The organism is Pseudomonas sp. Choline-02u-1, assembly GCF_002836515.1.
GTDB lineage: Bacteria > Pseudomonadota > Gammaproteobacteria > Pseudomonadales > Pseudomonadaceae > Aquipseudomonas.
The window spans coordinates 42,090-61,464 of the sequence record NZ_PJBC01000058.1 but is presented as its reverse complement, the minus strand read 5'-3'; the positions used below and the strand labels follow the sequence as shown (position 1 = coordinate 61,464).

At 61.1% G+C, this 19,375-nt stretch carries 18 protein-coding genes and 1 pseudogene; 10 read left to right on the top strand and 9 right to left on the bottom strand.

Going from position 1 to position 19,375, the window contains the following annotated elements; translation table 11 throughout:
• Positions 1-8: 8 nt before the first annotated feature.
• Entirely contained in the window at positions 9-1,007 is a 999-nt protein-coding gene (gene moaA / locus CXF97_RS14360) for a GTP 3',8-cyclase MoaA (protein WP_101159080.1), read from the bottom strand.
• A 118-nt stretch (positions 1,008-1,125) separates the two neighbouring features.
• Positions 1,126-1,977, bottom strand: coding sequence for a CAP domain-containing protein (locus tag CXF97_RS14355; RefSeq protein WP_101159079.1), 852 nt, complete (start codon positions 1,975-1,977; stop codon positions 1,126-1,128).
• A gap of 198 nt (positions 1,978-2,175) precedes the next feature.
• On the opposite strand from CXF97_RS14355, the gene CXF97_RS14350 reads away from it, so the two are divergent.
• Positions 2,176-2,796 carry a cell wall hydrolase gene (locus tag CXF97_RS14350; protein ID WP_101159078.1) on the top strand — a complete coding sequence of 207 codons (621 nt, stop codon included), beginning with the start codon at positions 2,176-2,178 and terminating at the stop codon, positions 2,794-2,796.
• On the opposite strand, the gene CXF97_RS14345 is transcribed toward CXF97_RS14350, so the two are convergent.
• Positions 2,793-3,506, bottom strand: a complete 714-nt coding sequence (locus tag CXF97_RS14345; protein ID WP_101159077.1) for a murein L,D-transpeptidase catalytic domain family protein — start codon at positions 3,504-3,506, stop codon at positions 2,793-2,795. The two genes, CXF97_RS14350 and CXF97_RS14345, sit on opposite strands and share 4 nt — an antisense overlap.
• A 151-nt stretch (positions 3,507-3,657) precedes the next feature.
• Between CXF97_RS14345 and CXF97_RS14340 the strand changes: the two genes are divergently transcribed.
• Positions 3,658-5,274: a murein L,D-transpeptidase gene (locus tag CXF97_RS14340; protein ID WP_101159076.1), complete on the top strand. Its 1,617-nt coding sequence runs from the start codon at positions 3,658-3,660 to the stop codon at positions 5,272-5,274.
• A 459-nt stretch (positions 5,275-5,733) separates the two neighbouring features.
• On the opposite strand, the gene CXF97_RS14330 is transcribed toward CXF97_RS14340, so the two are convergent.
• The 3 genes from CXF97_RS14330 to CXF97_RS14320 form a co-directional block, all read right to left on the bottom strand.
• Positions 5,734-6,198 (bottom strand): transposase, encoded by a 465-nt coding sequence (locus CXF97_RS14330; protein ID WP_101159074.1) that lies wholly within the window; start codon positions 6,196-6,198, stop codon positions 5,734-5,736.
• A 673-nt stretch (positions 6,199-6,871) separates the two neighbouring features.
• Positions 6,872-7,489: a DNA-3-methyladenine glycosylase gene (locus CXF97_RS14325; protein WP_101159073.1), complete on the bottom strand. Its 618-nt coding sequence runs from the start codon at positions 7,487-7,489 to the stop codon at positions 6,872-6,874.
• Positions 7,490-7,546: 57 nt separating this feature from the next.
• Complete coding sequence (locus CXF97_RS14320; protein WP_101159072.1) at positions 7,547-8,629, bottom strand: bifunctional transcriptional activator/DNA repair enzyme AdaA; 1,083 nt, start codon at positions 8,627-8,629, stop codon at positions 7,547-7,549.
• Between the two features lie 109 nt (positions 8,630-8,738).
• Between CXF97_RS14320 and CXF97_RS14315 the strand changes: the two genes are divergently transcribed.
• Entirely contained in the window at positions 8,739-9,155 is a 417-nt protein-coding gene (locus CXF97_RS14315; protein WP_101159071.1) for a VOC family protein, read from the top strand.
• Here the strand turns inward: CXF97_RS14315 and CXF97_RS14310 are convergent.
• Positions 9,152-10,270, bottom strand: coding sequence for a carboxylate-amine ligase (locus CXF97_RS14310; protein ID WP_101159212.1), 1,119 nt, complete (start codon positions 10,268-10,270; stop codon positions 9,152-9,154). The genes CXF97_RS14315 and CXF97_RS14310 overlap by 4 nt on opposite strands.
• A gap of 159 nt (positions 10,271-10,429) precedes the next feature.
• On the opposite strand from CXF97_RS14310, the gene CXF97_RS14305 reads away from it, so the two are divergent.
• The 5 genes from CXF97_RS14305 to CXF97_RS14285 all read left to right on the top strand — a co-directional run bounded on the left by CXF97_RS14305 (position 10,430) and on the right by CXF97_RS14285 (position 16,309).
• The gene (locus CXF97_RS14305) at positions 10,430-10,705 is read left to right on the top strand and encodes a hypothetical protein (protein ID WP_101159070.1); all 276 of its coding nucleotides are present in this window, start codon (positions 10,430-10,432) and stop codon (positions 10,703-10,705) included.
• Between the two features lie 37 nt (positions 10,706-10,742).
• Positions 10,743-12,392 carry a malate dehydrogenase (quinone) gene (mqo, locus tag CXF97_RS14300; protein WP_101159069.1) on the top strand — a complete coding sequence of 550 codons (1,650 nt, stop codon included), beginning with the start codon at positions 10,743-10,745 and terminating at the stop codon, positions 12,390-12,392.
• Positions 12,393-12,576: 184 nt separating this feature from the next.
• Complete coding sequence (locus CXF97_RS14295; protein ID WP_101159068.1) at positions 12,577-13,182, top strand: biliverdin-producing heme oxygenase; 606 nt, start codon at positions 12,577-12,579, stop codon at positions 13,180-13,182.
• Complete coding sequence (locus tag CXF97_RS14290) at positions 13,179-15,416, top strand: ATP-binding protein (protein ID WP_101159067.1); 2,238 nt, start codon at positions 13,179-13,181, stop codon at positions 15,414-15,416. The genes CXF97_RS14295 and CXF97_RS14290 overlap by 4 nt, the downstream gene beginning before the upstream one ends.
• Before the next feature lie 305 nt (positions 15,417-15,721).
• Positions 15,722-16,309 carry a LysE family translocator gene (locus CXF97_RS14285; RefSeq protein WP_101159066.1) on the top strand — a complete coding sequence of 196 codons (588 nt, stop codon included), beginning with the start codon at positions 15,722-15,724 and terminating at the stop codon, positions 16,307-16,309.
• Between the two features lie 127 nt (positions 16,310-16,436).
• On the opposite strand, the gene CXF97_RS14280 is transcribed toward CXF97_RS14285, so the two are convergent.
• Entirely contained in the window at positions 16,437-17,270 is an 834-nt protein-coding gene (locus CXF97_RS14280) for an AraC family transcriptional regulator (protein WP_101159065.1), read from the bottom strand.
• A 34-nt stretch (positions 17,271-17,304) separates the two neighbouring features.
• Positions 17,305-17,808 carry a VOC family protein gene (locus CXF97_RS14275; protein ID WP_101159064.1) on the bottom strand — a complete coding sequence of 168 codons (504 nt, stop codon included), beginning with the start codon at positions 17,806-17,808 and terminating at the stop codon, positions 17,305-17,307.
• Between the two features lie 200 nt (positions 17,809-18,008).
• Between CXF97_RS14275 and CXF97_RS14270 the strand changes: the two are divergent.
• Both CXF97_RS14270 and CXF97_RS14265 read left to right on the top strand, forming a co-directional pair.
• A pseudogene (locus CXF97_RS14270) lies at positions 18,009-18,383 on the top strand (GFA family protein).
• A 517-nt stretch (positions 18,384-18,900) separates the two neighbouring features.
• Positions 18,901-19,356: a (2Fe-2S)-binding protein gene (locus CXF97_RS14265; RefSeq protein WP_101159063.1), complete on the top strand. Its 456-nt coding sequence runs from the start codon at positions 18,901-18,903 to the stop codon at positions 19,354-19,356.
• The last annotated feature ends 19 nt before the right edge of the window (positions 19,357-19,375 follow it).

Here is a 19,375-nt window from a genome sequence, read left to right as displayed (position 1 = left end):
GCGGCGAATCAGCCGCCGGTCATGTTCATGAAACGCACCACTTGCACGTCGTCGTTGACTTCGAAGTTGTGTCGATACGGCTTGAGTTTCATTGCTTCGATGATTGCGTTTTCCAGGCGTTCCGGGTGGCCCGGATGTGCGCGCAACACGGCTTTGAGATCCATTGAATGCTCGTTGCCCAAGCACAGCAGCAGGCGCCCTTCGACGGTCAGGCGCACGCGATTGCAGGTGCCGCAGAAATTGTGACTGTGCGGCGAAATAAAGCCCAGGCGAATGTTCGGTGCTTCCGCTACGCGCCAGTAGCGCGACGGCCCTTGCGTCGATTCGGTCGAGTCGATCAGGGTGAAGCGTTCGGCGATGCGTTCGCGCACTTGCGCGCTGGAGTAGAACGACTCGGCACGGCTGTGTTCGGCAATCGCGCCCAGTGGCATCTCTTCGATGAAGGAAATATCCAGATCACGCTCGATGGCGAAACGGACCAGATCGTTGATCTCGTGATCGTTGCGCCCCTGCATCACCACGCAATTGAGTTTGGTGCGGGCGAACCCGGCGGCGCGAGCAGCATCGATACCCTCGATAACCTGCGCCAGATTGCCGGTGCGGGTCAGCTCTTTGAAGCGCTGCGGATCAAGGCTGTCGAGGCTGATGTTGAGGCGCTTGACGCCTGCGTCGAACAGCGGCTGGGCCAGTCGGCCCAGTTGCGAACCGTTGGTGGTCAGGCACAGTTCGCGCAGGCCGGGCAGGGCGGCGATCTGCTCGCAGAGTTGTACGACGCCGGGGCGGATCAGCGGCTCGCCGCCGGTCAGACGGATCTTGCGCGTGCCGAGGGCGACGAAGCTTTGCGCCACCTGGAATAATTCTTCGAGGGTGAGGATCTGCTGGCGCGGCAGGAACTGCATGTCCTCGGCCATGCAATAGACGCAGCGGAAATCGCAGCGGTCGGTGACCGACAGGCGCAGATAATCCACGCGGCGGTTGTGACCATCGATCAATTCACGCTGTGTCATGGGCTCGCCTCGTGGATGTGGAACGCCGTCAGCGGGCGCAGATTGCGCAGGGTAGGCTGCCCTCGCCACGCCGTCCAATCACTCTGGCTGACCGAGTGATTGACGGCGTCGATGAGGCTTACGGTGCGCCGAACATTGCCGTCCAGTAAATGCCGGCGTTGCTTTTCGGATCGGTCGCATACGCGGCGCCCAGTTCCTGATATTGCGGGTTCATCAGATTGGCGCAATGGCCAGGGCTGGCGAGCCAGCCGTCGACGACCTTGCCGACGGTGTCTTGCCCGGCGGCGATGTTTTCACCGACCAGTTGCCCGCTGTAGCCGGACAGCTCGGCACGGTCGCCGGGCGTGCGGCCATCGCGGTCCTTGTGGTCGAGATAATTGTTGTTGGCCATGTCGCGGCTGTGATCCTGAGCGACAGTGCCCAGCGTGGCGTTCCAGGCCAGCGGGGCTGCCGCCGCGAAGGACTGGCCGCCGCACTGACGGGCCTGACTGCGGGCGGTATTGAGTTGCGCCAGCAGCTTTTGCCCTTCGCTTTGTGCATCGCCCAGTTTCGCTGTCAGCAGCGGCCGCGCGAGGACGATGCGCCAGTCGCGGTCAACGCGGCTGACGCCCACATCGACGAACTGCGGATCCAGCACCACCTGGCAGAAGCTTTCCTTGATCGCCTGCATTGCCACCGCTGCATCGCGCGGGCCGTTGAGGGTGATCGCCTGCACATTGACCATCGGGTAGTGGGCGCTGGTCATGGCCTGCTGCAGATCGACCGCGCCGCTGGCGGGCAGTCGCAGCCGTGGATCGGCCGACAGCGGGGGCAATTCGTTCGACGCCTGAGTGCCGCAACGCTGCGGCTGGCTGCGATAGCTGTTGATCGACTCGATCAATTGCAGTTCATCGGCGGCCAGCGCCGGGGTGGCTAGCACCACGCCCAGCGACAGTGCGGCGCAACGCAAAACGGACGGCATGAAGCGCATGGAAATCTCCCTTGAGCTGAATGCGTCCATGATGCGCGAAAGGCCCCCGGTGGGTGAATGTCTTTTTCTTTTCGGGCGGATTTTTTCTGCGCTGGTGCGCCCGCACATTTGCTCGCTACACTCTGCGCAGACCCCGCAAACAGGGCGTCTCACCGACGTAACATCTTGCCCCCGGCGGGCGCTGACGGAAGAACCGACATGGGATTGAAAGGCTTGGCGGGCGGTTTGTTGTTGATCTTTTTGACCGGCGCAGCATGGGCCGGCGCTCAGGCCCCGATCGAGGCCAAAGCGGAACAGAAAGCCGAGGTGCTCGAGGAGAAAGCGGCGGATAAAGTCAGCGCAGCTCCGGCGCCTAAATCCGAAGCGATCACCCCCACCGAAGCGCAAGCGGTGGACCCGGCCGGCGCCGCGCCGCTGGACGATCCGCTGACCTGTCTGGCGCGCAGCATCTATTGGGAAGCCAAGGGCAAGGACACCCCGGAAATGGAAGCCGTCGCCAGCGTCGTGATGAATCGCCTCGGCCATGACGGCTTTCCCGACACGGTGTGCGCGGTGGTCAAGCAAGGTTCGGAAAGCGGCAATTGCCAGTTTTCCTGGTGGTGCGATGGCAAGCCCGATCAGGTCAAGGAAGACGCCGAATACGCGCTGGCCAAGGAAATTGCCGGCAAGGCGTTGAACCGTCAGCTCAAGGATCGTACGCGCGGCGCCTTGTATTTCCACGATCGCGGCGTGCACCCGAGCTGGGCCAAGGCCTATCGCAACACCGCGCAGACCGGCAGGTTCCTGTTCTACAAACCCGCCGGCGGCGACGCGCGTTAGCTGGCGTGGGTGTTGAGAATGCTCGCCACCTGCTGCGGCTGGCAGTTCAGGTACGGTGACTTTTGCAGCCAGCGCTGATCCGGGTACCAGGAAAACATGAACTGGCCGTTCTTCAGGCGATCGATCACCTGTTTGGCGACCTGCGGCCGCACGGCGGGGCAACCCTGACTGCGGCCGATGCGTCCCTGGCGCTTGCTCCACAGCGGGTTCACATAACTGGCGGCATGAATCACGATCGCGCGATCACGGGCCAGATCATTGAAACCGGGCTCCAGACCGTCCATTCGCAGGGAATAGCCGTGGGTGCCTTCGTAGCTTTCCTGAGTCCGGAACAGGCCGAGACTGGACTGGTAACTGCCTTCGCGATTGGAAAACTGCGTGGCGAAGTTTTCCCCGGAGTTGGAGCCGTGGGCGACCAGATCGCGCAACACCAGCTTCTTTTTATTCAGGTCGAAGATCCACAGGCGGCGCTCGGTGGACGGTTGCGAATAATCGATGATCGCCAGATGCCGCGAGGGTTTCGCGCCGTTGTTGACCGCGCATTGCATGGCGTTCAATGCACCTTTGAGCGCTTGGGGATTGAGTTCCGGCGCAGCGTGGGCGAGGCTGTTGTAGAGAACCGGCGATGGCTTGCCGGCGGCAAATACTGGGCTGGTCACGGCGACAAGGGTCGCGGTGCTCAACAGAAGTCGGCGCAAAAACGTCAACATTTTATAAAGTGTCCTCACTTGCTACATAAACGGCACTTTGGCTCCTGACTCCCAGTCAATACCCGCAGGCTCGCGGTTCGAGCCTGACTGTTCAGCGCACCTGATGTAAGGTTGACCGTCATCTGGACGGCCATGGATTGGAGTAAAGCAGTTGTTCAAAAAGTACGCATGCTACTTGAGCATTTGTTTGCTCGCTGCGCCGTTTGTCGCTTGCGCCGATGAAGCGCTGCCTCCGCTCGAGACTCTGCCGACGCCGGCAACACAATTGCCGGTCGAGCCGCGCAGCCCGCTGCAAGCGGTGTTGATCAGTCTGGCGCAGTCATGTCCGGCGATTGCCCCGCGTCTCAACGCCCCGGCGCTGAGCCAATTGCAGGCGTTCTATGAACAGCAGGACTGGATGCCGGTGTGGGCGAGTGATTCGGCACGCTTGCCGACATTGCGCGCACAATTGCAGCTGTTGGCCGATGATGGCTTGAATTCGGATCGTTATGCCGTGGCAGCAACGCCGCCGCAGGATGGCGAGTTGTGTGCCGACATCGATATCAGTCGCAACTACCTGCAGGCCTTGCAGGATCTGCATTACGGTCGCCTCTTGCAGTCGCATTTCGAGCCGCTGTGGCGTGTCGACGGCCCGCCGACCGACCGTCAGGCGCGATTGCTCAGCATCGCCGTGCCCGGCATGAATAACATTCCCGCAGCGTTTGATCTGGCCCGTCCGCACCTGCCGCAGTACCAAAGTCTGCGTCAGCTGTATGCCGCGCAGCGCTTGCAGGCTTTGCCGCAATGGCAGCCGGTCGGCAATGGCCCGTTGCTGCGCCCGGCGATGGAAGATCAGCGCGTGCCGCAATTGGCGCAGCGTCTGTATAACGAAGGCTATCTGGCACACGCGCTGGTAACGCCGGACAACGCCTACGACGACGTGCTGGTGGACGCAGTGAAGCATTTCCAGGCCAGCCACTCGTTGCAGGCTGACGGCGTGGTCGGGCCGGGCACCATAGCCGAGCTGAACATCAGCCCATTGACGCGCCGCGATCAACTGCGGGTCAACCTTGAACGTTTCCGCTGGATGGCCCAAGACCTGGAGCCCAGTGGTCTGGTGGTCAACGTCGCGGCCGCTGAGCTGACGCTGTATCAGGGCGGTCAACCCGTGTGGCAGACCCGCACTCAGGTTGGCCGCGCCGAACGCCAGACACCGCTGCTCAAATCCCGTGTCACGCGGTTGACTCTGAACCCGACCTGGACCGTGCCACCGACCATCTGGAAAGAAGACAAGCTGCCGCAGATCCGCAAGGACCAGACCTTCCTCAGCCGCCAGAACCTGCAAGTGCTCGATGCCAACGGTCAGCCCCTGGCGGCGGCGGATATCGACTGGGACAACCCCGGTAACATCCTCCTGCGCCAGGACGCTGGCCCGCGTAATCCGCTGGGGCAGATGGTGATCCGCTTCCCCAACCCGTTCTCGGTGTACCTGCACGACACGCCGAGCAAGGCGCTGTTCGACAAAGGCCCACGGGCATTCAGCTCCGGCTGCGTGCGCGTCGAGCACCCGCTGCAACTACGTGACCTGCTGCTGTCACCGGCAGAAAAAAACCGCACCGACACGTTGCTGGCGACCGGTACTACCCACGAATTTCGTCTGTCGGCACCGGTGCCGATCCTGATGACCTACTGGACAGCGCAAGTCGACAGCACCGGGCGTATCCGCTATGCGCCGGATATCTACAGCCGCGACAGCGCATTACTGGTGGGGCTTGATCGGGCGCATTGAGGGCTTACGGGGTAATACATCAGCAATGACATTGCGCGCGCGACCGCTTTCGCGAGCAAGCCCGCTCCCACAGGGTCTTGGAGGTGTTGGAAGATTTTGCATCTGGCGCCCGTTGAATGTGGGAGTGGTGGTGCTGGGAAATTTTGCGTCTGGCACCCTTCGAATGTGGGAGTGGGCTTGCTCACGAAGGGGGCAGTGCATTCAGCGATGATGTTGACTGAATGGACGCTTTCGCGAGCAAGCCCGCTCCCACAGGGTCTTGGAGGTGCTGGAGGATCTTGCATCTGGCGCTCGTTGAATGTGGGAGTCGTGGTGTTGGGAAATTTTGCGTCTGGCACCCATCGAATGTGGGAGTGGGCTTGCTCACGAAGAGGGCAGTGCATTCAGCGATGATGTTGACTGAATGGACGCTTTCGCGAGCAAGCCCGCTCGCACAGGGTGTTGATGATGTCGAAAGTTTCAGCGGCTGGCCCAGATCGCATCCCAGAGCGGGTAATCATCAAGCTTTTGCACCAAGCCCGCGCATAGGGGGTTGGCCACCACATATCTGGCCATTTGCACCAGATTCTCTTCTTGCCGTAGCGCACGATCATGAGAGCCCTGTTGCCACAGGCTGCCTGTTCTATCGGTCGTCTTATTGATGGCTCGGGTGCTCAGGGACTTCGTCTGGCACATCAGTTCTCCCAACGTTCCTTTCTGCAACTGGACCAACCAATGGAAATGATCCGGCATGACCACCCAGGCCAAGGTATCGGCCAAACCGTCTGCTTGCGCTTGTTGGAACTGGTTAGCTACTAATCTGCCGAGATCGTGATTCTTGAAAACCGGTACACGGTGCAAGGTGTTGGCGGTGAGCAGGTAAATGCGGTTACTTTCGCAGAAGCGGCCGATTCTGAGACGGTGAGACGAAGATCGCTCGGGCATTCCTTTGCCTTGTTCGTGATTGATTTGAGTGGAAGGCTAGTTGAGCGGGCAGAACCGGATGCGATGATTGTTGGCAGGATGTGTCTGCGCATCAGATTGCTGCGACGGGATTCAGCAATGATGTTGCCTGACCTGACGTTTTCGCGAGCAAGCCCGCTCCCACAGGGGAACTGATGGTGTCGGCAGATTTTGCGCCTGGGGCTGGGCTTGCTCACGAAGGTGGCGGTACGTTCAGCAATGATGTTGCCTGACCTGACGCTTTCGCGAGCAAGCCCGCTCGCACAGGGGAACTGATGGTGTCGGCAGATTTTGCGCCTGACACCTTTGAATGTGGGGCTGGGCTTGCTCACGAAGGTGGTGGTACGTTCAGCAATGATGTTGCCTGACCTGACGCTTTCGCGAGCAAGCCCGCTCCCACAGGGGAACTGGTGGTGTTGGCAGATTTTGCGTCTGGCGCCCGTTGAATGTGGGAGTGGGCTTGCTCACGAAGGTGGCGGTACGTTCAGCATGATGTTGCCTGACCTGACGCTTTCGCGAGCAAGCCCGCTCCCACAGGGGAACTGATGGTGTTGGCAGATTTTGCGCCAGACACCCGTTGAATGTGGGAGTGGGCTTGCTCACGAAGAGGGAGGCGGATTCAGAGCAGATCGCTGGGCATCAGTCCATTTGATGCCTATCCCTTGCCCGCCCGCCATAAATACCACGCCGCCACGGTGCGATACGGGCTCCAGGCTCGGCCGATCTCGATCATTTGTTTGCGTGTGGGCTGGATGTCCAGGCCTTTCAAACGTCGATAACCCTCGCGCACGCCAAAGTCATCGGCGGGGAGGATGTCCATGCGTTCGAGGCTGTAGATCAGCAGCATTTCCACTGTCCAGCGCCCGACGCCGCGCAAACTGGTGAGGCGTTCGATCAGCGTTTCATCGTCCATCGCCCGCGCAGTCGGGTAATCCGGCACCACGCCGTCCAGCGTCGCCTGAGCGATCCCCTGAATCGTCGCGATCTTGCTCGCTGAAAACCCGCAAGCGCGCAATTGCTCGACATCCATGGCGAGAATCTGCGCCGGGCGCGGAAACGTCTGCCCGGCAAACAGCCCCACCAAACGCCCGAGAATCGCATCGCCAGCCTTGGCGTGCAGTTGCTGATAGGCAATCGCGCGCACCAGCGATTCATACGGATCGCGCGCCGGATGCGGCTGATGCAGGCACGGTCCAACGGCGCGGATATGGCGCTGCCAGTCAGGGTCTATAGCGGCCAGAAAGGCGCTGGCCACGCCATACCCGTCAGCCATGCTGCCGTGAATCGGTCGTACTCATCCAGATCCCTTTTGCCTGATGGGTTGCATGCTTCAAAAAGCCAATGGGTGAGTCATTTGCAGCGCGGCGTTCTCCAGCCTGAGCAGAAACGCCTTGCGCGGTTGTCCGCCACCATAGCCGGTCAGCGAGCCGTCCGCGCCAATCACCCGGTGGCAAGGCACCACGATCGACAGGCGATTGTGCCCGTTGGCGAGGCCGACCGCGCGGCTGGCACCGGGTTTTCCCAGCCCCGCCGCGATGGCGCCGTACGTGCTGGTGTGGCCATAGGGAATTTGCAGCAGCGCCGCCCAGACCTCGCGGGCGAACGCGCTGCCGGGCAGGTGCAACGCCACGTTGAATTGGCTGAGTTTGCCGGCAAAGTAAGCCGCCAGCTCCCCTTCGATCTGCTGCAAGTGGGCATTGTGTCCCGGCGCGACCGCATAGCCATAACGGTTCTGCAGGGCTTCGACTTCACGCGTCAGCGCCGGGCGATCGAGAAACTCCAGCAGCACCAGCCCACGGCGCTCGGCCATGGCGATCATCGGCCCCAGCGGGGTGGTCAGGCGGGTAAACAGCAACGGTTCACTGTTGGCCGCACGGCCGGGGGTGATGTGGAAAGACTTCTGAAACGCGTCGCGAAAACCGCTCAGCGATTCATAGCCGGAATCGAACGCGGCGTGATCAATCGACGTGCCTTGCCTGATTCCGCCCAACGCCATGCCGAGGCGACGGGTGCGCAGCCAAGCGTGGAACGTCATGCCCAAGTGCTGCTTGAACCAGCGTCGCAGCTTCAGCGGCTCTATGCCCTCGGCGAGCAATTGCGCATCGCTCCAGCGCTGTTCGGGGTCGGCGTCTACTGCGTTGAGCAGGCGCTGCACCCAGTCCGGGGCGATGGCCGCCGCGTCCAGCGGTTTGCAGCGCAGGCAGGCGCGATAACCGGCGCACAGGCATTCGTCGGCGTGGGCGAAGAATTCGACGTTTTCCGGTTTCGGCTTGCGCGCCGTGCAACTGGGGCGGCAGAAGATTCCGGTGGTTTTCACGGCCGTGAAGAACACGCCTTCATAGGCAGTATCGCGTTCGAGCATGGCGCGAACCATTTCGGCGTGGGGCGGCAGGACAGCGGCTGGTATGTTCATGGGGTGAGAGTAAATCCGCTTTGTCGATCGCTCCACCGAAAAATCGACAGTGAATTTTTTCGCCTGTGCAGCACAATGAGCGGGTCGCCGCTTTCAAGGAAGCCTAGCCATGCATCCGTTTTCCATTCAGCGCATCGACCATATCGTCCTGCGCGTCGCCGACTTGCAACGCAGCATCGATTTCTACGCCAGGGTGTTCGGCGCCGAAGTGGTCAGGCATAACCAGCCGTTGGGGCTGGTGCATCTGCGGGCCGGCACGTCGATGATCGATCTGGTCGACCTGGCGGGCGAACTCGGGCGCAAGGGCGGCGGCGCGGCTGAGGCGCACAAACGCAACGTCGATCACTTTTGCTTGCGTATCGAGCCGTTCAACGAAGCCGCGCTGATTGCTCATCTGCAATCGTTCGGTTTGACCGTAGAGAAAGCCGCCAGACGCTTCGGCGCTGAAGGTTACGGCTTGTCGCTGTACTGTTTCGATCCTGACGGCAATCAGGTTGAACTCAAAGGTTCTTCCGAGAGTGGTTAGCCGGCCGTTTCCTGAAGCAACAGTTCGCAGACTTGTGCCAGCGCCGAACGGCCGTCCAGCGGTCGTTCAGAGGCGCGGTCAAGCAGCGCCAATTGCCGGTCGGCGCTGGTGCCGCTGGCGATGATTGCCCGCGCACACTCGAACAACTGCGCCGCGCCCAAGGCCTGCGCAGTATCGGCAAAACGCTGCTCGGCCAGCTCCAGCCACTGCGTGATCGAACAATCGCCGTCGATGCCTTCGACCAAAAAGCGCGCATGAATCCCCAAGCGTTTGGCGCGCCAGCGATTTTCTTCCAGCATGGCGCGCGCAGTCTGGTCGTACAGCAATCCGGGACGCCGCTGCGCACTGGCGTGTGCCACCAGTACACGGAAAAATGCTGCCAGAGTCAGCGCGTCGGCGACCCGAGGGCAAGCGTCGGTCATGCGCAGTTCGAGCGTCGGAAAACGCGCCGCCGGACGCACGCCCCACCAGCACTCCGCGGGCTGCGTGATCGCACCGATGTGCGTGAGAAATGCCAAGTGCTCATCGTAATGGCGCTGATCGGCAAACAGCGGCGGGATGCCCATGCGGGGCCACTCGTCACACGCCGTCTGCCGATAACTCATGAAACCACTGGCGACGCCATCCCAGAGGGGTGACGAACAGCTCAGCGCCAACAGCAGCGGCGTCCACGGCAGCACTTCATTCATCACCGCTATGCGATCCAGCGGCTCGCCCACTTCGACATGCACGTGCAGACCTGACAGTACGCTGCGCCGCGCGACGTGGCCGTAGCGTTCGAATAAATGCTGGAAATGTTCCTCCTCGGTCGGAGTCTGTTCTCGCCAGTCAGCCAATGGATGACTGCCGGCGCTGAGCACGCCCAGACCAAATGGCTCAAGCGTTGCGCGCAAGGCCTGACGGCTGCCGCGCAAGAAATCGCTAGCATGCTCGAAGTCACTGAACACCGGCGAAGCCACCTCGATCTGTCCCTGAAACATTTCCGTAGCAAACCAGGCGCCCAACGCCGCTCGACATGCCTCGATGGCCCGCAGCGAAGGGCTGCCGACCATGCGCAGGGTCTGCAGGTCGGTCAGGAAAAACTCTTCCTCGATGCCAAATCGCGGGCTGGTCATGGCGCTGCTCGAGCGACTGTTTCTCATGGGAACCACGCGGGGCAGCGGTGGTTCACGCCAGGCGACCAATGTCGCGAATGCACCGTTGGTCTTTTCCATCGCACTTGAAAGGCCAGCGGTTTTCCAAAAAAGTCCCAACAACGTGATCTGGAGGCAGACATGAACAACCCGTCCAGCAACGACAAGTCGCTCAACGAAACCGTCAATCCCAACGACGACGGCTTCGTCATCGGGACTGCCGGGCGCGATGAAGACCCGAACGCCACCACCGATTGGGACGTCAGCCGTGACAACGAAGATGTCATGACCCCCGACGATACCCGCGGTCTGCCCGGATATCCCGGCGCCGAAAAAAGCAACCCGTCGCCAGCCGTACCCGACAGTAGCGTGCCGGCCAACGGTGATCCTTCCGTGCAGAACGACAGCGCCGACTAAAATGGCTTCATCGCCGACAGAGCCCAAGGAGGCCTTCATGAATCATCCGATGCGCAAATGCGCACTGGTCGCCTTGACCCTCTCGGTCGGCATTGGCCAGGCGTACGCCGAACAAACCCAAAGGGTCGACGTGATGCTGGTTGGCGGCGGCATCATGAGTTCGACACTGGCGGTGTGGCTCAGTGAGCTGGAGCCGGGTTGGTCGATGGAAATGGTCGAACGCCTTGACCAGGTCGCCGAGGAAAGCTCCAACGGCTGGAACAACGCCGGCACCGGTCATTCGGCGCTCGCCGAACTCAACTACACACCGGAAAAGGACGGTAAGGTCGACATCACCAAGGCTGTCGAGATCAACGAGGCGTTCCAGATCACCCGGCAGTTCCTCGCCTGGCAGGTCAAAACCGGGGTGCTGAAGAATCCGCGCTCGTTCATCAACTCCACGCCGCACATGAGTTTCGTCTGGGGTGACGACAACATCCGTTTCCTGAAGAAACGCTACGAGGCGCTGCAGGCCAGCCCGTTGTTCAGGCCGATGCAGTATTCCGAAGACCCGGAACAGATCAGGCAATGGGTGCCGCTGATGATGGAAGGGCGCGACCCGGCGCAGAAAATCGCCGCCACCTGGACGCCGATCGGCACCGACGTGAATTTCGGCGAGATCACCCGGCAGTTCGTCAGCCATCTGCAAAGCCGCGATAACTTCAACCTCAAGCTGTCCACGGAAGTGCGCGACATTACGCGCAACGATGATGGTTCGTGGCACGTTGAGTCCAAGAACCTCAAGGACGGCACCACGGCCGCCACCGACGCCAGATTCCTGTTTATCGGCGCGGGCGGGGCGGCGTTGCCGCTGCTGCAGAAGTCCGGTATCGAGGAAGCGAAAGACTACGCCGGGTTCCCGGTGGGCGGTTCGTTTCTGGTCACCGACAACCCCGAGGTCGCGCAGCGGCACATGGCCAAGGCGTATGGCATCGCATCGACCGGCGCGCCGCCGATGTCGGTGCCGCACCTCGATACGCGGGTGCTCGATGGCAAACGGGTGATTCTGTTTGGGCCGTTCGCGACGTTCTCAACCAAGTTTCTCAAGGAAGGCTCCTATTTCGATCTGCCGGCCAGTACGACATTGCACAACCTTTGGCCGATGGTTCGGGTCGGTGTGCGCGAGTTCGATCTGGTGCAATACCTCGCCGGCCAGTTGATGCAGTCCGATGACGACCGTTTCGAGGCGCTGCGCACCTACTTCCCGCACGCGAAGAAAGAAGAGTGGCGGCTGTGGCAGGCCGGCCAGCGCGTGCAGATCATCAAGAAGGATGAGCAGCAGGGTGGAGTGCTCAAGCTCGGTACCGAAGTGGTCGCATCCAGGGATGGCAGCATTGCCGGGCTGCTCGGCGCGTCGCCGGGGGCCTCGACCGCCGCGCCGATCATGCTTGATCTGATGGGCAAGGTGTTCAAGGACAAACTGGCCTCGGCGCCGTGGCAGGACAAGCTGCGCCAGATCGTGCCCAGTTATGGCACGCGCCTGAACGAGCATCCGGACAAGGTGATGGAGGAGTGGCGCTACACCAGCGAAGTGCTGCAACTCACGCCGCCACCGGGCATCGATGAGGCCCCGGCGCAAAACCCGCCGGGCAATATCGACGCCGTGCAGCAGAAGAATCTGGACAGCGATCCCGATCTCAAGCCCTGAGATTGGCAGACGTGGCGCGGGTCGAACTTTTTTGATCCGGCGCCACTCTCAACGTGTCATAGGGTCGCGGTTCGGCAGAAATAATCGTCCTGGCAGGCAGAAACGCTGTCTGTCGTGATAAATTCCTCCCCACGTCGAGCCCACCCAGAATGGCCCCTGCCGGGTCCCACCAAGAGCGATCTACATGCAAGCAAAGGCCCGTGAGGTTTATGTGCCACCGGTGCTGCAGGATCTGCGGGCCGGCACAGCCGAACTGCACATCGCACTGGAAAAACGCCTTCCTTTTTTCTCCGACACCCTTGATACCCTCGCTTTTGAGCGCTTGATGGCGGCCTATTATGGTTTTTATCAGCCGCTGGAACGGGCGTTGCTGGCCAGCGGCGTAGTCCCGGACGATTTCAATCTGACGCCTCGCTTGAAGGCTGAAACCTTGCACGCCGACCTGCGCGCGCTGGGCGCGACCGCCAATGATTTGCCGCTGTGCGAGGACTTGCCGGTAATCGACTCCAGCGCCGCCAGCCTTGGGGTCTTGTACGTGCTTGAAGGCGCGACCCTCGGCGGGCAGATTCTGCGCCGAGAGATCGCCGCGCGGCTGAATCTGGATGCCGAAAACGGCGCCGCGTTCCTTGATGTCTACGGCGCGGCCACCGGGCGGCGCTGGCGCGAGTTCATCGAATACCTGAGCAACCGGGCCATGGATGTCAGCGAGCGCGCGGCCGTGGTCAGCGCTGCACAAACCACATTCAGCTGTTTCGAGCAGTGGCTCGAACGCCAGGAGGTACTGGCATGAACCTGCAAGACCAACAAGCCTTTGAAGAACTGCTGGCCAATTGTGCCGACGAGCCGATCCGCTTTCCCGGCGCGATTCAACCACATGGCTTGCTGCTGACCCTGACCGAGCCTGCGTTGCAGATCATCCAGGTCAGCGCCAATGTCGAAACCCTGCTGGCCCGCGCGCCCGAATCGCTGATCGGCCAGCCGCTGCACAGCCTGATCGGTGTTGAACACACCGCGCAAGTGCTCGAAGCCCTGCAGCAGGCGACGTTCTCCGAGGCGGCGCCGCTGCGTTTCGAACTCAACGGCACCGCGTTTGAAGGTTTGCTCCACCGGCATCAGGGTGTGCTGATTCTTGAGCTTGAGATCCACGTAAAAAATTTCGAGCCGCGCAATGTCGCCGGGGTCAAGACCCACCTGGGGCGCATGCTCCAGCGCCTGCAAGCGGCGACCACGCTGCAGGCCCTGTACGACATCAGTGTCAAGGAAATCCAGGCAATGACCGGTTACGACCGGGTGCTGATTTATCGCTTCGAGGAGGAGGGCCACGGTCAGGTCATCGCCGAAGCGTCCGATCCGTCGATGGAAGTGTTCAACGGCCTGTTCTTTCCGGCCTCGGACATCCCCGAGCAGGCGCGCGAGCTGTATCGCACCAACTGGCTGCGGATCATCCCCAACGCCGACTATCAGCCGGTGCCGCTGGTGCCGAAATTGCGCCCCGACACGCAGACGCCGCTGGACTTGAGTTTCGCCACGCTGCGCAGCGTCTCGCCGATTCACTGCCAGTACATGAAGAACATGGGCGTGCTGTCGTCGATGAGCATTTCCCTGCTCAAGGGCGACAAGCTCTGGGGCTTGATCAGCTGCGGCAACCGCCAGCCGCTGCACGTGCCGCATGAATTGCGCATGGCCTGCCAGACCATCGGCCAGGTGCTGTCGCTGCAGATCAGTGCGATGGAAACCCTTGAGCTGACCCGTCAGCGCGAAGAAAAGGTCGAGGCGCTGGCATTGCTCAATCAGGCGATGATCGATTCGCCGCAGAACGTGTTCGACGGCCTCGCTCAGCAGCCGGCGACGCTGATGGCGCTGGTCAATGCCGGCGGCATCGCGATCATCGAAGACAAGCAATTGCACCGTTACGGCAACTGCCCCGAGCCGGAAGCGATCCGTGCATTGCACAAATGGCTGCAGGCGCGCGGCGAGCCGGTGTTTGCCAGTCATCACCTGTCCAGCGTCTACCCGCCAGCCGCGCATTACCAGTCGGTTGCCAGCGGTGTGCTCGCCATGAGCCTGCCCAAACCGGTGGACAACGGCGTGTTGTGGTTCCGTCCGGAAGCGAAGGAAAACATCAACTGGAGCGGCGACCCGCGCAAACCGCTGGACCTGGAAAACTCCGACGCGGGCCTGCGCCTGCGTCCGCGCACCTCGTTCGAGATCTGGAAAGTCGAGATGGCCGGGATTTCCACCAAGTGGAGCCACGGTGATCTGTTCGCCGCCAACGACCTGCGTCGTTCGGCGCTGGAAAACGACCTGGCCCGCCAGGTGCGCCGTGAGCAGGAGGCCGTGCGTGCGCGCGACGAACTGGTGGCGGTGGTTTCCCATGATCTGCGCAACCCGATGACGGTGATTTCGATGCTCTGCGGCATGATGCAGAAGGCCTTCAGTTCCGAAGGCGCGCACACCTCGCGGCGCATTTCGACGGCGATCGACACCATGCAACAGGCCACGACGCGGATGAACACGCTGCTGGAAGACCTGCTCGATACCTCGAAAATCGACGCCGGGCGCTATTCGATCACCCCGCAAGCGCTGGACGTCGGGCTTATCTTCGAAGAGGCGCAGTCGCTGCTGTCGCCGCTGGCCCATGACAAGGACATCAGCATTTCATTCCAGGCTGATCCTGATTTGCGCATCCACGCCGACCCCGAGCGGTTGTTTCAAGTGCTGTCGAACCTGGTCGGCAACGCGATCAAATTCACCCCGCGCATGGGCACGGTGGGCGTGCACGCCAAATCGGTGGGCGACGAAATTGTCTTTATCGTGCGTGACAGCGGCGAAGGCATTCCCAAAGAGCACTTGCCGCATGTGTTCGATCGCTACTGGACTGTGAAGGAAGGCAACCCGACCGGTACGGGCCTGGGTTTGTACATCACCCAAGGTATCGTCGAAGCTCACGGCGGACAGATCGTCGCCGAGAGCGAGCCGGGGCAGGGCAGCGAATTCCGCTTCACCGTGCCGCGTCTGGCCTGAGTGCTTCTGTGGGAGCGGGCTTGCTCGCGAAGACGTCATCCACAGCCAACACCGGGCTGACTGATCCACTGCTTTCGCGAGCAAGCTCGCTCCCACAGGTTTTGCGGTAGGCCCGAGATTGCATTTCACACACAACCCGGTGGGAGCGGGCTTGCTCGCGAAGGCGTCAGCCCCAGCCAACATTGGGTTGATTGACACACCGCTTTCGCCAGAGGATTCGCATCCTCAGGGGCATTTTCTTCAATACCGCAACCCCGCCGCTCGCTACCGTAGCCACCTTGTTCCTCGTTTGAAGCAGGTGTGCAATGAGTCTGATTCTTTCCATGGCGGCGTTTGCCCTGGCCGCATCCATCACCCCCGGTCCGGTCAATATCGTCGCGTTGAGTTCCGGCGCGCAGTACGGTTTTCGCGCCAGCCAACGGCACGTGGCCGGGGCGACGCTGGGGTTTGTGCTGTTGCTGGTGCTCATGGGCCTGGGCCTGCATGAAGTGCTGCAACTGTGGCCGTTCATGACGCGCGTGGTGCAATGGGCCGGGGTGGCGTTCCTGCTGTTCATGGCCTGGAAACTGGCCAGCGATGACGGCCAGTTGCATGCCAGCGAGTCCGGCCGCGCGCCGTCGATGCTCTACGGCGCGGTGATGCAATGGCTCAATCCCAAGGCCTGGCTGGCGTGCGTAGCCGGCATGGGCGCGTTTGTCGCCGACGGCGAGGCGCGGCTGGTCTGGCAATTTGCGGCGGTGTATCTGGTGATCTGCTATCTGTCGGTGGGCTGCTGGGCCTATGCCGGAACGTTTTTGCGCGGCTATCTGAGCAACGCGGCGGGGATGCGCTGGTTCAATCGGGTAATGGCGTTGCTGCTGGCGGTGAGTGCGGGTTATCTGCTGATCACCTGATTTTCTGTAGGAGCTGACGAGTGCAACGAGGCTGCGATCTTTTGACTTTGCTTTTTACGATCAAAAGATCGCAGCCTCGTTGCACTCGTCAGCTCCTACAGGGGGTTGCATGTACGGGAGATAAAACTCAGCCGCGATACTGCCCCGGCGTTGCCGCCAGATGTTGTTTGAATGCCCGCTGGAAATGCGCCTGATCGGCAAACCCGGCCTCCAACGCCACATCGGCAATCAACCGCCCGTTGCGCAAGCGCTCGCGAGCGAACTGGATGCGCTGGTTGACCACGAAGGCATGTGGCGTCATCCCGTAACGCTGCTTGAATGCGCGAATCAGGTACGACGGCGACAGCTGCGCCGCCGCACAGATTGCCTCGAGGCTCAGCACCTCGGTGCAATGTTCACGGATGAAATCAGCGGCGCGTTGCAGCTTGAAATTCGGTTCACGTATTGGCTGATCAGCGGGATTCAGACGCAGCTGCAAATCACTGAAAAACTCCACCGCCGCGCTCTGTTTCGCCAGCACCTCGAACTGATCGTCAATCAGAACCTCATACAACCCTATCAACCTGGCGAACAACTCGGCATCGGTCAGATGCGTGTCGGAAAAACGTCGAAATTCCAGCTCCGCCGCAAACCCCAATTGATGCTGCAAATCTGTCAGCCACGGCGTTTCGACATACAACATCACGTACGACCACGGCTGATCATCGATCGGGTTGCAGGCATGTACATCGCCGGGATTCATCAGCACCACGGTGCCGGACGCCACTTGATACTGCGCTTGCTCATGCACATAAGTGCTGCGCCCGGCGGTGATCGCACCGATGGAAAAGTGCGCGTGGGAGTGCCGCGCATAACAGACCTCGCGACCGTCAGCGATGGCCCGCGCTTCGATGAAGGGCAGGCCGTCGTCGCGCCAGAAGCGCGGGGCTTTCTCGGGGTTTTTCGCAGCGGCGTGTTTCATCGTGATCATCCCGGCAGGTCAGCGCCCGAGTGTATTAGCTCTGGCCGTCGAATGCCCGTTGCAGTGCAGCGACATCGAGCTTTTTCATCTGAAACATCGCCTGCATTGCCCGCTGCGACTTGCGCGTGTCCGGGTCTTGCAACATTTGCAGAAAGCCGACATGGACGACCTGCCACGACACGCCGAACTTGTCCTTGAGCCAGCCGCATTGCTGCGCTTCGACCGGGCCGCCGGCCGACAGATTGCCCCAGAAGTGGTCGATTTCCTCCTGATTCTGGCAATTGACCTGGAACGAAATCGCCTCGTTGAAGGTGAACACCGGCCCTCCGTTAAGGGCGGTAAACGACTGGCCGTCGAGCTCGAAACTGACGGTCATCACCGTACCCTCCGGCTGCCCGTGAAATTCCTGCCCGACCTTGCTGTAGTGGGTCAGGGCGGTGATTTTCGCATGATCAAAGATCGAACAATAAAATGCCGCAGCGGCCTCGGCCTGATCATCGAACCACAGGCACGGCGTGAGTTTCTGAACGCGTTGCATGGCAATCATCCTCTGCAGGTTGCAGGCTGGATGATCAGCGTAGTCAGTCCGCGAATGGATTGCGGTGCCGTAGATCGGCCCGTACAGGTCTGCTCGTAAGAAATATCGCAAGCTGCAGTAGGCTGGGTGGCGTAGCACTGAGGGTGTTTTTAAACGCAATCTGGCGATTGTGTTTATCAAAATCGCAAAGGAGATTAACCGTGACGACATTTACCGGCGGATGTTTATGCGGCGATGTCCGTTTTCAAGCGAGTGGCGAGCCTTACCGAGTCGGCGTCTGCCATTGCCTCGACTGACGCAAAGTCCATGGGGCGCTGTTTCATGCCTCGGCGATTTTTCCTGAAGATGCGCTGACAATCAGCGGCGAAACCCATGAGTACCAAGGGCGGCACTTTTGCCCACGCTGTGGCTCATCGGTATTCAACCGTAGTGGCGACGAGGTCGAGGTGAACCTCGGCGCGCTGGATGCGGCCGATCAGTTGAAGCCGACTTATGAGAGTTGGACGGTACGCCGCGAATCGTGGCTGCCGGATTTTCCGCTGGCTGGGCATTACCGGGGGGATCGTGAAGGTTAGGGACGGCAAGAGGATTAGCAAACTCATCGCGGTCCTGAACATCCCGACGCGTCCCGGTAGGAGTAATCCTGCTCGCGAAAGCGGTGTATCAGTCACAGCTGAGCTGACTGAACAGACGCCTTCGCGAGCAAGCCCGCTCCCACAGGTTTCACCGATGTTCACGATCCATGCGTCGACCGTCAGTTCTTGTGGGAGTAATCCTGCTCGCTCCCACAGGTTTCACCGATGTTCACGATCCATGCGTCGACCGTCAGTTCTTGTGGGAGTAATCCTGCTCGCTCCCACAGGTTTCACCGATGTTCACAGTCCTTGCATCCACCTCTGGACCATGTGGGAGCGGGCTTGCTCGCGAAGGCGTCGTTTCAGACAACGCGAGGCCTTTGCATGACCGCTGGTCACAACGCCTCGCTTGCTGCGCAATTTAGGCTTTGCTGAAAGGGATAAGCGCGGGCGTCCGTAGGTTTTGTGACCACAGCGACACCCCTTCGCAACACCGTGAGTCTGAGGAAATCACCCGATGCTGACCCTGAATATCAATGGCAAGGATCAGGAGCTCGATGTCCCCGCGGACATGCCGCTGCTCTGGGTTCTGCGCGATGTAGCGCACCTGACCGGGACGAAGTTCGGCTGCGGCATGGCCCAGTGTGGCGCCTGTACCGTGCACATTGACGGGGCGCCATTACGTTCCTGCATCACCCCGGCCACGGCCGTCGCCCACGGGCAGAAAATTCTTACCATCGAAGGCTTGTCCACCGATGGCTCGCACCCGGTACAGCAAGCCTGGGCCGAACTCGATGTGGTGCAGTGCGGTTACTGCCAGTCCGGGCAGATCATGTCCGCCGCCGCGTTGCTGGCGAAAATCCCCAACCCCACCGACAGCGATATCGATCAGGCGCTCTCCGGCAACATTTGCCGCTGCGGCACCTATCCGCGCATTCGCGCAGCGGTCAAACGCGCCGCCGACATCGGCTGATTTTTCTGGGGGAGATAGG

Coding starts and splice junctions, on each gene's coding strand:
- moaA (WP_101159080.1), bottom strand. CDS start 1,007: ATGACACAGCGTGAATTGATCGATGGTCACAACCGCCGCGTGGATTAT.
- CXF97_RS14355 (WP_101159079.1), bottom strand. CDS start 1,977: ATGCGCTTCATGCCGTCCGTTTTGCGTTGCGCCGCACTGTCGCTGGGC.
- CXF97_RS14350 (WP_101159078.1), top strand. CDS start 2,176: ATGGGATTGAAAGGCTTGGCGGGCGGTTTGTTGTTGATCTTTTTGACC.
- CXF97_RS14345 (WP_101159077.1), bottom strand. CDS start 3,506: ATGTTGACGTTTTTGCGCCGACTTCTGTTGAGCACCGCGACCCTTGTC.
- CXF97_RS14330 (WP_101159074.1), bottom strand. CDS start 6,198: ATGCCCGAGCGATCTTCGTCTCACCGTCTCAGAATCGGCCGCTTCTGC.
- CXF97_RS14325 (WP_101159073.1), bottom strand. CDS start 7,489: ATGGCTGACGGGTATGGCGTGGCCAGCGCCTTTCTGGCCGCTATAGAC.
- CXF97_RS14320 (WP_101159072.1), bottom strand. CDS start 8,629: ATGAACATACCAGCCGCTGTCCTGCCGCCCCACGCCGAAATGGTTCGC.
- CXF97_RS14315 (WP_101159071.1), top strand. CDS start 8,739: ATGCATCCGTTTTCCATTCAGCGCATCGACCATATCGTCCTGCGCGTC.
- CXF97_RS14310 (WP_101159212.1), bottom strand. CDS start 10,270: ATGACCAGCCCGCGATTTGGCATCGAGGAAGAGTTTTTCCTGACCGAC.
- CXF97_RS14305 (WP_101159070.1), top strand. CDS start 10,430: ATGAACAACCCGTCCAGCAACGACAAGTCGCTCAACGAAACCGTCAAT.
- mqo (WP_101159069.1), top strand. CDS start 10,743: ATGAATCATCCGATGCGCAAATGCGCACTGGTCGCCTTGACCCTCTCG.
- CXF97_RS14295 (WP_101159068.1), top strand. CDS start 12,577: ATGCAAGCAAAGGCCCGTGAGGTTTATGTGCCACCGGTGCTGCAGGAT.
- CXF97_RS14290 (WP_101159067.1), top strand. CDS start 13,179: ATGAACCTGCAAGACCAACAAGCCTTTGAAGAACTGCTGGCCAATTGT.
- CXF97_RS14285 (WP_101159066.1), top strand. CDS start 15,722: ATGAGTCTGATTCTTTCCATGGCGGCGTTTGCCCTGGCCGCATCCATC.
- CXF97_RS14280 (WP_101159065.1), bottom strand. CDS start 17,270: ATGAAACACGCCGCTGCGAAAAACCCCGAGAAAGCCCCGCGCTTCTGG.
- CXF97_RS14275 (WP_101159064.1), bottom strand. CDS start 17,808: ATGCAACGCGTTCAGAAACTCACGCCGTGCCTGTGGTTCGATGATCAG.
- CXF97_RS14265 (WP_101159063.1), top strand. CDS start 18,901: ATGCTGACCCTGAATATCAATGGCAAGGATCAGGAGCTCGATGTCCCC.